General features: G+C 67.5%; 15 protein-coding genes. 6 read left to right on the plus strand and 9 right to left on the minus strand.

Annotation, left to right across the window (positions count from 1 at the left end; all coding sequences use genetic code 11):
• Positions 1 to 7 precede the first annotated feature (7 nt).
• Positions 8 to 1,750, plus strand: a complete 1,743-nt coding sequence (gene ybaL / locus FBZ90_RS12345; RefSeq protein ID WP_145732505.1) for a YbaL family putative K(+) efflux transporter — start codon at positions 8 to 10, stop codon at positions 1,748 to 1,750.
• Between the two features lie 357 nt (positions 1,751 to 2,107).
• Here ybaL and FBZ90_RS12350 read toward each other — a convergent pair whose 3' ends face one another.
• Positions 2,108 to 5,389: a S41 family peptidase gene (locus tag FBZ90_RS12350; RefSeq protein WP_246130368.1), complete on the minus strand. Its 3,282-nt coding sequence runs from the start codon at positions 5,387 to 5,389 to the stop codon at positions 2,108 to 2,110.
• Positions 5,390 to 5,752: 363 nt separating this feature from the next.
• On the opposite strand from FBZ90_RS12350, the gene FBZ90_RS12355 reads away from it, so the two are divergent.
• Positions 5,753 to 6,691 (plus strand): type 2 periplasmic-binding domain-containing protein, encoded by a 939-nt coding sequence (locus FBZ90_RS12355; protein WP_186455771.1) that lies wholly within the window; start codon positions 5,753 to 5,755, stop codon positions 6,689 to 6,691.
• An 8-nt stretch (positions 6,692 to 6,699) separates the two neighbouring features.
• On the opposite strand, the gene FBZ90_RS12360 is transcribed toward FBZ90_RS12355, so the two are convergent.
• The 7 genes from FBZ90_RS12360 to FBZ90_RS12390 form a co-directional block, all read right to left on the minus strand.
• Positions 6,700 to 7,104 (minus strand): hypothetical protein, encoded by a 405-nt coding sequence (locus FBZ90_RS12360; RefSeq protein ID WP_145732509.1) that lies wholly within the window; start codon positions 7,102 to 7,104, stop codon positions 6,700 to 6,702.
• A complete protein-coding gene (locus tag FBZ90_RS28800; RefSeq protein WP_145732511.1) occupies positions 7,105 to 7,536 on the minus strand; it encodes a T6SS effector amidase Tae4 family protein in 432 nt (143 codons plus the stop codon).
• 175 nt (positions 7,537 to 7,711) lie between these two features.
• Complete coding sequence (locus FBZ90_RS12370; protein ID WP_145732513.1) at positions 7,712 to 8,200, minus strand: arsenate-mycothiol transferase ArsC; 489 nt, start codon at positions 8,198 to 8,200, stop codon at positions 7,712 to 7,714.
• 8 nt (positions 8,201 to 8,208) lie between these two features.
• Complete coding sequence (locus FBZ90_RS12375) at positions 8,209 to 8,709, minus strand: UPF0262 family protein (protein ID WP_145732515.1); 501 nt, start codon at positions 8,707 to 8,709, stop codon at positions 8,209 to 8,211.
• Between the two features lie 11 nt (positions 8,710 to 8,720).
• A complete protein-coding gene (hisD, locus tag FBZ90_RS12380) occupies positions 8,721 to 10,013 on the minus strand; it encodes a histidinol dehydrogenase (protein ID WP_145732517.1) in 1,293 nt (430 codons plus the stop codon).
• Positions 10,003 to 10,746 carry an ATP phosphoribosyltransferase gene (gene hisG / locus FBZ90_RS12385; protein WP_145732520.1) on the minus strand — a complete coding sequence of 248 codons (744 nt, stop codon included), beginning with the start codon at positions 10,744 to 10,746 and terminating at the stop codon, positions 10,003 to 10,005. The genes hisD and hisG overlap by 11 nt, the downstream gene beginning before the upstream one ends.
• A gap of 171 nt (positions 10,747 to 10,917) precedes the next feature.
• Positions 10,918 to 11,199 (minus strand): cysteine rich repeat-containing protein, encoded by a 282-nt coding sequence (locus tag FBZ90_RS12390; RefSeq protein WP_145732522.1) that lies wholly within the window; start codon positions 11,197 to 11,199, stop codon positions 10,918 to 10,920.
• 170 nt (positions 11,200 to 11,369) lie between these two features.
• On the opposite strand from FBZ90_RS12390, the gene FBZ90_RS12395 reads away from it, so the two are divergent.
• Genes FBZ90_RS12395 through FBZ90_RS12410 form a run of 4 tightly spaced genes read left to right on the plus strand, consistent with a single transcriptional unit; the run spans position 11,370 to position 13,781 of the window.
• Positions 11,370 to 12,242 (plus strand): sterol desaturase family protein, encoded by an 873-nt coding sequence (locus FBZ90_RS12395; RefSeq protein WP_145732524.1) that lies wholly within the window; start codon positions 11,370 to 11,372, stop codon positions 12,240 to 12,242.
• Positions 12,239 to 12,850 carry a sigma-70 family RNA polymerase sigma factor gene (locus FBZ90_RS12400; RefSeq protein WP_145732526.1) on the plus strand — a complete coding sequence of 204 codons (612 nt, stop codon included), beginning with the start codon at positions 12,239 to 12,241 and terminating at the stop codon, positions 12,848 to 12,850. The genes FBZ90_RS12395 and FBZ90_RS12400 overlap by 4 nt, the downstream gene beginning before the upstream one ends.
• Positions 12,847 to 13,284 carry a hypothetical protein gene (locus tag FBZ90_RS12405; RefSeq protein WP_145732528.1) on the plus strand — a complete coding sequence of 146 codons (438 nt, stop codon included), beginning with the start codon at positions 12,847 to 12,849 and terminating at the stop codon, positions 13,282 to 13,284. Before FBZ90_RS12400 ends, FBZ90_RS12405 begins: the two co-directional genes overlap by 4 nt.
• A gap of 50 nt (positions 13,285 to 13,334) precedes the next feature.
• Positions 13,335 to 13,781, plus strand: coding sequence for a periplasmic heavy metal sensor (locus FBZ90_RS12410; protein ID WP_186455772.1), 447 nt, complete (start codon positions 13,335 to 13,337; stop codon positions 13,779 to 13,781).
• 2 nt (positions 13,782 to 13,783) lie between these two features.
• Here the strand turns inward: FBZ90_RS12410 and FBZ90_RS12415 are convergent, their stop codons facing one another.
• On the minus strand, positions 13,784 to 14,473 hold the full coding sequence (locus FBZ90_RS12415) for a LysE family translocator (protein WP_186455773.1): 690 nt from the start codon (positions 14,471 to 14,473) through the stop codon (positions 13,784 to 13,786).
• Positions 14,474 to 14,812 lie beyond the last annotated feature (339 nt).

Raw genomic sequence — 14,812 nt, forward strand, 5'->3', positions numbered from 1 at the left:
CCCGCCCATGATGCATGAGACCCCCCTGATCGCCACCATCGTCGGCGGCCTTGGCTGCGCCTTCGTTCTGGGCGCCATCGCCACACGCCTGCGCATCTCGCCCCTGGTGGGCTATCTGTTGGCGGGGGTCATCCTGGGCCCGTTCACGCCCGGCTTCGTCGCGGACCAGCATCTGGCGCCGCAACTGGCCGAGATCGGCGTCATCCTGCTGATGTTCGGGGTGGGCCTGCACTTCTCCCTGTCCGACCTCATGTCGGTGAAGCTGATCGCCATACCGGGCGCCCTGGCGCAGATCGGCGTGGCCACCCTGATGGGCATGGGTCTGGCCCACCTGATGGGCTGGGGCCTGGGGGCCGGCCTGGTCTTCGGCCTGGCCCTGTCGGTCGCCAGCACCGTGGTGCTGCTGCGCACCCTGCAGGAACGGCGGCTGATGGAAACGCAAGGTGGCAAGATCGCCATCGGCTGGCTGGTGGTCGAGGACATGGCCATGGTGTTGGCCCTGGTGCTGTTGCCGGCGCTGGGTGACCTGCTTGGTGGCATGGGCACGCCATCGATGTCGCAGCTGGGCCTGACCTTGGCGGTGACCCTGGGCAAGGTGGCGGTGTTCGTGGCCCTGATGCTGGTGGGCGGGCGGCGGCTGATCCCCTGGGTCCTGCACCGCGTCGCCCAGACCGGCTCACGCGAGCTGTTCCGCCTGGCGGTGCTGGCGGTGGCCCTGGGCGTGGCCTTCGGCGCCGCCGAGCTGTTTGGCGTGTCCTTCGCCCTGGGCGCCTTCTTCGCCGGCATGACCCTGGCCGAATCCCCCCTGGCGCATGAGGCGGCGGAGGAATCGCTGCCGCTGCGCGACGCCTTCGCCGTGCTATTCTTCGTATCCGTCGGCATGCTGTTCGACTGGCACATCATCATCCAGCATCCGCTGCCCCTGCTGGGCACCCTGGCCATCATCCTGGTGGGCAAGGTCGCGGCGGCCTATGGCCTGGTCCGGGCCTTCCGCCACAGCGAGAGCACGGCACTGACCATCGCCGGCGGGCTGGCACAGATCGGCGAATTCTCCTTCATTCTGGCGGCGTTCGGCGTCGACCTGGGCCTGCTGCCGCCCACGGGGCAAAGCCTGATCCTGGCCGGCGCCATCCTGTCCATCCTGCTGAACCCGGTGGTGTTCATCGGCCTGCAGCGGCTGGCCACCCTGCGCCAGCGCAAGGGGACGGTCCCAGGGACCGCCGAGGTGGCGGCGGCCCCGGCCAAGGTCAAGGTCTTCACCGCGCCTGAGCCCACCGCCCTGGACGAGCACGCCATCATCATCGGCTATGGCCGCGTCGGCCGGCTGGTGGGGGAGGCCCTGCGCCAGGACGGCACGCCGGTGCTGGTGGTGGAGGAGGACACCGGCATCCTGGAACAGCTGCGCGCCAGCGGGCAGGAGGTCATCGCCGGCAACGCCGCCCAGCCCGACGTGCTGGCCGCCGCCAATGTCGAGGGGGCGCGGTGGCTGTTCGTGGCCGTGCCCAACAGCTTCGAGGCCGGGCAGGTGGTGGCCCAGGCGCGCAAGCGCAACCCGCATCTGGACATCATCGCCCGCGCCCACACCGACGCCGCCGTGGACCACCTGCGCCAGCACGGTGCCAGCCTGGTCATCATGGGCGAGCGGGAGATCGCCCAGGCCATGCTGGCCCACACCCACGGCCTGCGCATCCCCGACCCCGCGCCGGCCCGGGAACCCCCGCCGGACGGGGCGATGGCGGAAGCGGTGTGATCAGTCTTCGGGGTGTGATTCAGCGGTCATATAAATCGTCCCGTTCGGTGTGGCCGCCGCCCAAAGGCAGACCGAGCTTAAGCGTCGCCATGAGCTAATCCCAAGCATCGTCCCCCGCTGCTGGCACCCAGGGCTCCAACCGCGCCACAGGAATACCCCGGTGGGAGATGACCACCGTTTCCCCCAACAGGGCTGACAGATGGCGACGCGCATACGATGCGCCAACGATGCGGGTCATGGGCACGCCTAATCCAAAAAAGGTTTCGGTATCCCCTGAGTATGACGCGACATGGCACAGGGATAAAGAAAGGGGCGCTGGAGGGAGTGCCCAGCGCCCCTTTTTACGTTACCGCCCCCTCACCGTGCCGGGTCCGGCAGGACCGGCTTGCGGTCCGGATAGGCAGGCCGCTTGAAGGTCGGCGGCGGGTTCTTGGCCAGTTGCTCAAGCGCCACGGCCACCGCCTTTTCCAGTTGCGGGTCGTGGCCCTGGCGGATCAGGGCGGGATCCTGCTCCACCTCAACGTCCGGCGGGATGCCGATGTTCTCCACCTCCCACTCCCCATGGGTGCCGTAGATCGCCCAGCGCGGGGCGGTGATGGAACCGCCGTCCATCAGCGGGGGATAGCCGCCGATGCCGACCAAGCCGCCCCAGGTGCGCACGCCCACCAGCGTGCCCAGTTGCGCCTTGCGGAACAGCCAGGGTAAAGCGTCGCCGCCCGATCCCGACATCTGGTTGATGATCATGACCTTGGGGCCATAGATGGCCTGGGCCGGCTCCACCATGTCCTCACCCTCGCGGGTGGTGTTGATCATCTGCGGCGTCTTCTTCATCTGCTCGACAATGAAGTCCGCGATCTGGCCGCCGTGGTTGAAACGCTCATCGATGATGGCGCCCTGCTTGCCCACCTGGGAGTAGTAGTAGCGGTTGAAGTTGGCGAAGCCGCCGGCGGCCGTGTCCGGCAGGTAGACATAGGCCAGGCGCCCACCGGACAGTTCGTCGACCTTGCGGCGGTTTTCCTCCATCCAGGTGTGCAGGCGCAGCTTGGCCTCCGAGGCCAGGGGCACCACCGTCACCTGGCGCGACCCGCCGCCGTCGGCCTTGGGGCCCACGGTCAGCACAGTCTGCTTGCCGGCCGTGCCCAGGAAATAGCGGTAGACCTCCTGATCCGCCTTCACCTCGTTACCGTTGACCGCCAGCAGATAGTCGCCCACGGCGACGTTCACGCCCGGCTGGGTCAGGGGCGCCCGCGCCCCCGGTGTCCAGTTCTCGCCCTCCAGGATGCGGGCGAATTGATAGCGGTTGCCCACCACCTTGTAGTCGGCGCCCAGCAGGCCGACGCTGACCTTGTCCTGCTTGGGGAAGGTGCCGCCGCCCACGAAGGTGTGGCCCAGGCCGATGTGGCCGGTCATCTCGGCGAACAGGGTGTTCAGATCCACGCGGCCGGCCAGCGCCTCCAGGAAGGGGGCGTAGACCCGCTCCGCCTTGGCCAGGTCCAGGCCCTGGGCCTTAGGGTCGTAGAGGAAGTCGCGCTCGATGCGCCAAGCCTCATGGTACATCTGCCGCCACTCGGCGCGCGGGTCCACCCACACCTGCATATCGTCCAGCTTCAGGGCCCCGGCCCCCGCGTCCGGCGCCTTGTCGGCGCCGTTCACGAACCAACGGCCGTGCTGGGCGTACAGCACCTTCTGTCCGTCGGCCGAGACGAAGAAGCTGCCGGGGTCCACGCTGTCCAGGAACTTGTCGGTCTTGCGTGTCTTCAGGTCGAAACGGGCGACCTCCAGGCTGGGCGGGCCGTTCTCACCCCCCTCCAGATAATCCTCGTCCGTCAGGGCGACGGGGGCGGCGCTGGCGAAGATGACGCCCTCCGCCCCCACGTCGAGGCCCGCCAGGTTCACGCGCGGGATGGGCAGGGCCAGGGTGCGCTGCTCCAGGCCGGCGAAGTCGATGCGGACATCCGCGCCCTTCTTGCCCTCCCCCTTCTTGTCGCCGTCCTTCTTATCCCCGTCCTTTTTGCCGTCATCCTTCTTGTCGGCCGCCGGCTCCTCATCGCTCTCGGGCGCCAGGGGCGACGGCAGGTCGCGGCGCAACACCATGACATACACACGGCCATTGGTGGCGCGGCCCATGCTGGACATGTCCAGCCAGCCCTGGTCCAGGCCGTTGTCGGTGAACGACACGAAGTACAGGTACTTGCCGCCCCGGTCGAAGCGCGGCGACATGGCGTTGCTGCGCCCGTCCGTCACCATCTGCGTCTTCTTGTCGGCCAGGCTGTAGACGAAGATGCCATGCAGATGGTTGGGCAATTGCTTGGAATAGGCGATCCAGCGGCTATCCGGCGACCAGGCCGGGCTCAGCTGGCTGGTGGGGCTGTCATAGCGGTCGGTGTCGACCTTCACCGGGGTGGGATGGTCGCCGGCGTGTTCCACGTCCACCACCCACAGGTTCAGCCGCTTGTCGGTATAGGCGATCTTCTTGCTGTCGGGCGACCAGACCGGGCTGTAGAAATAGCTGGGCGGCTGGCCCAGGCCGATGACCTTCACCGGCCCCTGCCCATCCGACGACCGGAGGTGTAGGGCATATTCCCCGCCCTCGTCGGAGAACCAGGCCACCGTCTTGCCGTCCGGCGACCAGGCCGGGTCGCGGTCGGCCACGCCGGGGCTTTGCGTCAGGTTGCGCACATCGCCCTTTTCCGCCGGCACCGACAGGATCTCGCCATGCGTCTCGAACAGCACGCGCTTGCCGGTGGGGGAGAGTGCCGCGTGCAGGATCTGATCCGGATCCAGGGTTTCCAGGTGCGCCCGGGTCTGCGGCAGCTCCCCGGAAATGGTCACCGGCACCGCGCGCGTCTGACGCGTGGCGGTGTCGTACAGGTTCAGGCTGCCGAACTGATCATAGACGATGCCACCGGGCCCGGCCGCCGCTGACTGGATATCGAAGCCCTTGTCATTGCGGACGACGGACGAGACCTTGGCCGTCTTGACGTCGTAGGCGTAGAGGGCCACGGGCCCGTCACGGTCCGACAGGAAATAGACGGTGTCGCCCACCCAGATCGGGTTACGGTCGTTGGAGTTGTCGCGCGGGATACGGTCGTTGGAGTTGTCGCGCGGGATCTTGATCACGCTGCTGTCGCTCAACGCCGCGATCCACACCCGCGAGGTCTGGCCGCCGCGATAATGCTTCCACGCCGGCTGCCACTGCGAAAAGGGGACATAGGCCAGGCGGGCGCCATCCGCCGAATAGCTGGCCTGGAAACCGGAGGGCAGCGGCAGTTGCACCGGCACCCCACCGCCGACCGGAATGGTGTAGAGCTGTTCCAGGTCGCGCGGCGTGGTGCGCAGGGTGCGGAACAGCACGTTCTTGCCGTCCGGCGTCCAGCCCACCGCCACATCCCGGCCCGGATGCCAGGTCAGGCGCTGTGGCTGGCCCCCGGTGGCGGGCACGACATAGACGTCGGTGTTGCCATCATAGGTGCCGGTATAGGCCACCAGGCTGCCGTCGGGGGAGAAGACGGGGCCGCTGTTCTGCCCCTGCCCGGCCACCAGAAGCGTGGCCTGGCCGCCCGCCCGCGGCACGGTCCAGATCTGCCCGCCATAGTCGAAGGCGATCAGGCTGGCCGACAGGCTGGGATGCTGCAGCATCAGCGGCGGCGGGGCGGATTTTGATTCGGGCGGTTTGACCTGGGCCGTGGCCCCAGAGGATATGACCGAACCGGAAACCAAAAGGCACGCGAGCGCCACGCCAAGCCAACGCATCAGACACCGCCGGGTTGTGAAAAGACTTAAGCCGATTGTTCCATACCGTGCAGCCGCCCGCTACAGCCTTGAACGGCCTTGATGACCGGGAAGACGGGGCCGACGGTCGCACCCTGGACGGGCGCCCCTGGGCCTTTCTCAAATCGATGTCGCGCCGTCGATTCCCGGTGGGAAATGCTGTCCGGGATGGCAGAATCCGCGCCGGCACCAGGACCGGAACCCGGTCCCATGGACCAGGGGGGAAAAGCGATGGGCTGGAAACGGTGGCCCGGGGCCGTGCTGCGCATGGCCCTGACGATAGGGGCCCTGATGGTGGTGGGAATGGTGGCATCGCCAGGCCGGGCCCTGGCCAGCGGGCCACAGCCGGCCGACGCCCCCGCCTTCTTCACCATCGTCTATCCCCGCGCGACGGAGAACGCCACCGACCCGCGTGACGATTACCCCTTGGGATTGCTGCGCCTGGCGCTGGACAAGATGGGCGCCCACTACACCATCCGCCCCAGCGCCCTGGCCATGGAGCAGGCACGCGCCGCCGTTGCCCTGCAACAGGGGCGGGAGATCACGCTGCTGTGGAATGGCATGTCCGCGCGGCTGGAGCGGGAGCTGCGGCCCATCCGCATCCCGATCTACCGCGGCGTCCTGGGCTATCGCCTGTTCATCATCAACAGGGCGGCGCAGGCCCGCTTCTCCGCCGTCCGGGGTCTGGAAGACCTGAAGGCGCTGACGGCGGGCCAGGCCCTGGGCTGGCCGGACGTGGACATCCTGCAGGCGGCGGGACTGCCGGTGGAGGCCTTTCGCTACGATCTGCTGTTCCGCCTGGTCGGCCTGAACCGCATCGACTATTTCCCCCGCGGGGCCAATGAGATCTTTGCGGAGGTGGCGCAACGCGCGCCCGAGGTGCCCGATCTGGCGGTGGAGCAGGACCTGGTCCTGGTCTATCCCTTCGACAGCTTTTTCTACACCAGCAAGGCCAACGAGGCCCTGGCGTCGGTGATCGAACAGGGCCTGCTGAAAGCCTATGAGGACGGATCTTACCTCAAATACTTCAACGACAGCCCCTACATCCGCCAGATGCTGACCGAGGCCCACCTGGACACCCGCCGCCGCATCGACATCCCCAACCCGCTGCTGTCGCCGGAGACGGCCGCCCTGCCGGACAAGTTCTGGTATGGGCGGGACGGACGGTGAGCTGAAAATCAGCGACTCTTGGCGATCTTGGCCACAACCTCGGTAATGGCGGCGCGCACGGTCGGATTGTCGATGATCTCGCCGCAATAGAGCACGGGAAGCGCCTTGCCTTCCATGGGATGAGCCTCGTCAAATCCCACCGGCACATGGCCCTTGGCCAACACCTTCTTTATGGCTGCCCGCAAGGGCTCCAATGACTCTGGTCCCCGCCCGCGCCCCTGGACGATGACCTCCGCCCAGGCATACCCCTGGTCCTTCAGGTAAGGTTGATCCTCCTGAGACGCGAAGCAAACGGCGATGGCGTAGCTTTCAACATCCCGCTGTATCGCGCTGCGGCCTGAAGCAAGGGCAATGGAACCGGCGGCGAAAAAGCTAACAACTCCCATGAGAACGCACGAAAATTTCATATTCATTTATATCAACTCCCAAAATTCGCCCCTTGACGTTCTAATACTTGAGATAACTGGATGGACATAGGTTGCGAAGTTGTCGTGCGCTGGCTCACGATATGTAGCGCCATTCCAAAGTGCGATATGACCTGATGCGCCAGTCCAGTTTACGCTGAACGCAAGTATACCCTTCTTATTTTTGAATTTATCATCAAACGGGCTTGTGTTGTCTATGTCTGGATTCCCTAACGTGTGAGCAAGATAAGTCCTCATATCCGCCACAGCGAATATAATTCGAGAACCATCAGCCGCACCAATTGTTCGGACACCGGGCATATTTCCGACGATTGGGGCTCCAGACTTGTTTAGAGCAACGCTCATTCGAGAGGCGCATGTATTCCCGTTTTGTCCGAACCCTTCACTCTGAATATTTTTTCCGCCGCCCCACCAAGCCACGTGTATAAATCCCGTAACGTGGGGTAAGTGCTGTGATCAGGGAAGTTGGCCCACATACGGTCAAAGCTTGGCTTCATTCGTTTCTCCGTCATTTCCAAGAAAAACGAAGCCGCATTGGCTCTCGCCGTAACGGAACTAGGCCGGGAAACATTCCCATCAAGCGCCACCGGATGGGCTATAACACCGGCACAGGCCCCAGCGGAAAGCGCTGCTTGATGCGGGCCAGCAGGCTGTCGCGCACCTGGCGATAGGCGGCGAGCCGGGTCTCGCGGTTGCCTTCGATGAAGCTGGGGTCGAAGGTGTGCCAGAATTCCACGTCACAGGCGGTGGTACGGGTCATTTCCACCGCGCGGTGCTGCGCCTCCGGCGACAGCGACACCACCAGGTCGAAGCTGGTGTCCTCCAGCTGGTCGAAGGTCTTGGCGCGGTGGCGGCTGATGTCGATACCCATCTCCTCCATCACCGCGGCGGCGAAAGGGTCGGGGTCGCCCTCGCGCACGCCGGCGCTGTCGACATACAGGCGATGGCCGTGCAGGTGGCGCAGTAGGGCGGCCGCCATGGGCGAACGGATGGAATTGTGGGTGCAGGCGAACAGGACGCTGGTGATCTGGGCCGGGTGCACGGCGGGGGCGAAGGCGGCGAAAGGATCCGGGGTATCCGCCATTGCCGCCCTCAGCCCCGGATATGCAGGACGCAGATGAGGGTGAACAGGCGGCGGGCGGTGCCATGGTCCATGGTCACCTTGGCGGCCAGCCGCTCACGAAGCAGGTCGGAGCCTTCATTGTGCAGGCCCCGCCGCCCCATGTCGATGGCCTCGATCTGCGAGGGGCTGGCGGTCTTGATGGCCTTGTAATAGCCCTCGCAGATCAGGAAATAATCGCGGATGACCGTGCGCAACGGGGTCAGCGGCAGGGTGATGCGGTCGACCTCCGCATCCCCTTCGTCCCGCAGGTCGAAGACCATGCGGTTGTCCTCGATGGACAGGTACAGGCGATAGGGGCCGGCGTCCGGATGGTCCACCAGCTGGAACTGCTGGTTCTCCTCCACCAGGTCGAACAGGGCCACCGCCCGCTCATGCTCCACCTCCGGCCGGCGGCGGATGGCCGTCTGTTCCACCAGCTGGACGTGGACGATGCGCTGGCGGCCATCATCCGGAGGCTTGGCGTCGGACATCCGGGCGCCCCTCAGCCGCCCAACCGAACGCGGACCGACAGCGCGTGGGCGCCCAGGCCCTCGGCATCCGCCAGGATGGCCGCCTGGGGCCCCAGGCGGCCCAGGCTGGCGGCATCGCAGCCCACCAGCGTGGTGCGCTTCATGAAGTCCAGCACGTTGAGGCCGGAGGAGAAGCGGGCGCTGCGGGCGGTGGGCAGCACATGGTTGGGGCCGGCGATATAGTCGCCGATGGCCTCGGGCGTGTAGCGGCCCAGGAAGATGGCGCCGGCGTGGGTGACCTTGGCCGCCAGGGCGTCCGGATCGGCGACCGCCAGTTCCAGGTGTTCCGGCGCCAGGCGGTCGACCAGGGCCACCGCCTCATCCAGGTCGCGCACCAGGATGGTGGCGCCGTTGTTGCGCCAGCTGGCGCCGGCGATGACGGCGCGGGGCAGCGTCTTCAGGTGGGTGTCCACCGCCGCCCGCACCGCCTGGATGAAGGCGGCGTCATCGCTGATCAGGATGGATTGGGCGCTGCTGTCATGCTCCGCCTGCGACAGCAGGTCGGCCGCGATCCAGCTGGGGTCGTTGGCGCCGTCGGCCACCACCAGGATTTCGGACGGGCCGGCGATCATGTCGATGCCCACGGTGCCGAACACCTGGCGCTTGGCGGCGGCGACATAGGCGTTGCCGGGTCCCACGATCTTGTCCACCGGGCGGATGGTGGCCGTACCGTAGGCCAGGGCCGCCACCGCCTGGGCGCCGCCCACGCGGTAGATCTCATCAACCCCGGCGATGCGGGCGGCCGCCAGCACCAGGGGGGACAGCGCCCCCTCCGGCGTCGGCACCACCATCGCCAGGCGCGGCACGCCCGCCACCTTGGCCGGAATGGCGTTCATGAGGACGGAGCTGGGGTAGGAGGCGAGGCCGCCAGGCACGTACAGGCCCACGGCCGACAGCGGCGTCCAGCGGGCGCCCAGGCGCACGCCCGCGTCGTCCACGTAATCGTAGGTGTCGGGCGTCTGGCGGCGGTGGAAAGCCTCAATACGGGTGGCGGCGACCTTCAGCGCCTCGATCACCTCGGGATCGCAGGCGGCCACGGCGGCCTCGATCTCACATTCGGCGATGCGCAGCCGGTCGGGCGTCAGGTCCAGCTGGTCCCAGCGGCTGGTGTACTTGATCAGCGCCTCATCCCCGTGCAGGCGCACGTCGCGCAGCACCTCGGCCACGGCGTCGGCCACGTCGCTCTGGGATTCCCGCTTGGCATGCAGCAGCCGGTCGAAGTCCGCCTCGAAGCCGGCATCGGTGGTGCGCAGGTCACGCGGCATGGCTGACAACCTCCGTGAAACGGTTGATCCAGTCCTGGATCTCGGGGTGGCGCGTCTTGAACGCGGCGCGATTGACGATAAGGCGCGAGGTCACATCGGCGATATGCTCGATCTCCACCAGGCCATTGGCCTTCAGGGTGGCGCCGCTGGACACCAGGTCGACAATGCGCTGACACAGGCCCAGGCTGGGCGCCAGTTCCATGGCGCCGTTCAGCTTGATGCATTCCGCCTGCACGCCACGGCGGGCGAAGTGGCGGCGGGTAACCTCGGGATATTTGGTGGCGACGCGCACATGACTCCAGCGCGAGGGGTCGTCGCCCTGGGCCTCGGCCACCGGCTCGGCCACGGCCAGGCGGCAATGGCCGATGCCCAGGTCCAGGGGCGCGTAGATTTCGGGGTAGTCGAATTCCATCAGCACGTCGTTGCCGCACACACCCATCTGGGCGGCGCCGAAGGCGACGAAGGTGGCGACGTCGAAGCTGCGCACGCGGATGATCTCCACATGCGGCAGGTTGGTGGCGAAGCGCAGCGCCCGGCTCTTGGGGTCATCGAAGGCCGCCTCGGGCCTCAACCCCACGGCTTCCAGCAGCGGCCGCACCTCATCCAGGATGCGGCCCTTGGGCAGGGCCAGGGTCAGCCGCTCCGGCGCGCCGGAGACGGCGGCCGTATGCGCATGCCCGGACGGGGAAACCGGGGACAGCGGGGCGGATGAGGGCGGCGCGGCGGCAGGCATGGGAAACGCGGGCTCCGATGGACGAACCCCATTCCGGGTCCGGAGGGCCGCAGAATAGCAGATCATCCGCCCCCGCCAACGCCCTGGGATGGAGGGCAGACCTGCCCGTTTGCGGGAGGCGCCGCCCAGTGGCTCACAGCCCCTCCCGCCACCATCCCCGTGCAGGCTTGCTTAATTTCCCTGCGGAGCCGGGCCATGGGCCGGCAGGGTGGCCAGCGCCGACTTGCAGTCTGGCGACAGCTTGTCCTCATGCGCCTTGAGGCAGGCCAGGATGCGGCCGCCACCGGGTTGCTCATCCTTGCACAGCGTCTGGCGATCCTGCTGGCAAGCCTTCATGGCTGCGCGGGCCACCGGGTGCGCCGGCTGGCCGTCCTGGGATTGGGCGAATGCCGCAACCGGCGCCACGACCAGCGAAAGGGCGAGGATGGCGCGGGAAAGCATCTGGGTCATCATGGGGGCATCCTTGTCATCAGCGGCGGCAAATCCGCCGTCTGGCCCTGGTACGCGGGAGTCACGGGCAAATCTTCGCCCGGCCATCCAGAAAAATTCGCCGCGCGACCCAAATACAAACAGCGCTGACCGGCGTATCAGCATCAAATCCCCTTTCCGCGTGAGGCCCGGTCATGGCCATCCCTGGTGGCGCCAGTGTCATTCCCTTGGAGTTCTACCCCGTCGTCGCGGCGGCGGTGGTGGCGGAACTGGCTTGGTACGCCCATCGCCGCCGGCCCTACCCCTGGGCGGAGACGGCGACCTCACTCGCCATTTTCCTGATCCGCGTTCCCGCGAAGCTGGCGTCAGCCGGCATCCTGGGGGCTGTCGCCTGGTTCGTCTGGACGCACCGCGCCGCCACCCTGCCCTTGGACCGCTGGTGGGGCTTGGCCCTGCTGTTCGCGGCGGTGGAGTTCTGCTACTATTGGGCGCACCGTCTGGGGCATGAAGTGCGTTGGGTTTGGGCGTCGCACAGCGTCCATCATTCCCCCACCGCCCTGCACCTGGCCAGCGCCTTCCGCCTGGGCGCGACGGAAACCCTGTCCGGTGGATGGTTGGTCTACCTGCCCCTGTATTTCCTGGGTTTCAACCCGGTGGCCGTGGCGGCCATGCTGGCGCTGAACCTGTTCTACCAGTTCTGGCTGCATACCGAGGCGGTGGGGACACTGGGCCCGCTGGAATGGGTGTTGAACACCCCCGCCCACCATCGGGTGCATCACGCCAGCAACCCTTGCTATCTCGACCGGAACTACGGCGGCGTGGTCATCGTCTGGGACCGGCTGTTCGGCACCTTCGCCGCCGCGCGGCCGGAGGTGCCGCTGACATACGGGCTGGCCCATGCCACGCCCAGCGTCAACCCGGTGGTGGTGTGCTCGCGCGAATGGGTGGCCATGGGGCGTGACGTGATCCGGGCGCGAGGCTTGCGCGCGCGCCTGGGCCAACTGTTCGGCCGGCCTGGCGACAGTTTGAGCGCGCATGCCCTTATTCCGCAACGGGACGCGCCGTGACGGAGCGGCACCCCAGCAGCCTCGCGCCGGCGTGTCATGACGGCGGGGAAGACGACGACGCGCTGATGGCCCGCATCGCGAGGGGTGATGAGCGGGCACTGCGCCAGGTGGGTCAGCGCCACTACGCCACTACGTGGCGCCTGGCCAGACGGCTGCTGGCGTCGGATGCCGAGGCCGACGACGTGGCGCAGGAGGTGCTGGTGCGGGTATGGAACCACGCGGGCCGCTGGGCGCCCGGCCGCGCCCGCCTGTCGACCTGGCTGTACACCGTCACCTATCGGCTGTGCGTGGATCGGCTGCGCGCCCGCCGCCATGCCCCGCTGGAAGAGGCGTTGAACGTGGCTGATCCGGCGGAAGGCGTAACCGAACGCATGGAACGCCGGTCGGAACGGCAGAAGGTGCGGGATGCCCTGGCCACCCTGCCGGAAAGGCAACGCGCCGCCCTGGTTCTGTTCTATTACCAGGAGATGCCGGGGCCGCAGGCATCGGCGATGCTGGGCCTGACGTTGCGCGCCTATTGGTCGTTGCTGTATCGCGCCCGAAACGCCCTGGAGCGGGCGTTGGCCAAGGGCAGCAAGGAACTTGTTGGAACAGGGGGTGAGCCATGATCCTCGAGGAATTCGCCCAATTGCTGGCAGCCCACGGGCCGGACATCGAGCATTGGCCGCTAGGCACACGGCAGACGGCGCGGCGCCTGCGTGACCGGGACGCGGATGCGCGCGCCCTGTGGGAAGGCGCCTTGCGCCGCCGGATGCCGCTTGTGGACGACGACCTGGAAGGCATGCCGGACGCAGACCGAATCCGGGCCGGCATCGACGCCAGCCTGCGCCGCATCCGCCAGCGTCAGGTCCCCGCCGCGCTTCCTTGGACCCGGTGGCTATCCTGGCGGCCGGCCGGTGCCATGTTCGCCACCATGGCGGTGGCCGGCTGGTTGGTCGGCACCTGGCTGACGCCGGCGCCCGAGACGGCGATGACGGCCACGACCTCGCTGTCCACCCTGTTCACCCAGACCGGTGTGGGCGGCGACTGGCTGGTTCAGTAGCGCCTCCTCCGTCCATCGCCCAATGAAGGCTTGCTCCGATGCGGTCACCTATGCTGCGCTTGGTTTTCATCCTGTCCCTGGCCCTGAACCTGTTCCTGCTGGCCTTCCTTGGCGCGCAGCAGTGGCGCCAGCGCGCGGTCCTGGGGGCCCTTCCCCCGACGCTGGCCCGTTCCGCCGCCGGAAACGCCCTGGCCACCATCATCGGCCAGCTGGCGGAACAATTACCGCCGGAGGACAGCCGCCTGCTGCGGGACGCCATCCTGAGCCACATGGGGCAACTGGAGGCGGCACAGGGACGCTTCGCCGACGCCATGAGCCAAGTCAGGGCCGAAATCGACCGGACACCGCTGGATCCCGATGCGCTGCGCGCCGCCATGGCCCATGCCCGGGAGGAGCGCCAACCCATCAGTCCGGTGTTGGAGGACATCATGATGGAGGTGCTGCCCAAGATGTCACCCGAGGGCCGGCACATCCTGGCCCGCTATCGCGGACGCTGACCTCACGGCACCGCCCGCCACAACTCCAGTCCCGCGAACGCCAGGAAGGCCAGGCCGGTGGTGATGTCCAGGGCGCGGGCCAGGCGGGGCGCCATCATGCCGTGCAGGGTTCCCACCCCGGCGACCAGGATGGCCCACCACAGCATCGATCCGGCCGCCACGCCGGCGACGGTGGTGGTGATGCGCAGCCGCGCCATGTCGGCGCCCGCCAGGGCGGCCGGGGGGACGACAGCGGTGAGCATGGCGGCGAAGACGATGATGGTGGGCGGGTTGGTCAGGGTCAGCAGGAAGGCGGAGCCCCAGGCCCGGGGCACGGACAGGGGGCCGGTCGTCACCGGCCGGCTGTCAGCCGCCGGCGGCTTCAGGCGCAGCGCGGCGACCGCCAGCCAGACCAGGAACAGGCCGGCCGCCAGGTGCAGGGGCCGGCCATGGTCGGCCACGAAGGCCGACACCTCCGTCAGGCCCAGGGCGGCAACACCGGCGTAGACCCCGTCGCCGCTGGCGATGCCCGCCCCGGTGGCCAGGCCCAGGCGCCAGCCGCCGGCCAGGGTGCGCCGCATGCACAGGAAAGCCATCGGCCCCACCGGGGCGGCCACGCCCAGGCCCAGCAGCATGGCCTTGAGGAAGACGCCAGCGAAGGCGGCCGGCAGGAACAGGTTGGGCGCGATGGTGATCAGCGTGTCGAGGTCCATGAGAACCATCCCAATTTTAAAAGGTCGTTCCCGCGCCACACTGGAAACACCAGGCGGTGAGTCCATCGCCCCCCAAGAACGGACGGTGGGGGACGGACGATGGCATCGGGCGGGATTGGGGAGTCGGAAATACAAAAAAGCCCCGCGGGCGGTGCTCGCGGGGCCTGTTATCGGGTGCGTTGGTGGCGGCGTTTAGCCGTTGTCCCCCAATACCCCTGCCATAAACAGACAAAGCCCCGCCCCAACCGGCACAGCGGTTTGCTGGCTAAATTGGGGGACGAGGCGCATCGGAATATGACCATTTGTTGTGATGGGCTGGAGGCTAAGCCGGCAGCCCAT

Origin of the sequence: Nitrospirillum pindoramense (assembly GCF_007827955.1) — a bacterium.
Lineage (GTDB): Bacteria > Pseudomonadota > Alphaproteobacteria > Azospirillales > Azospirillaceae > Nitrospirillum > Nitrospirillum amazonense_B.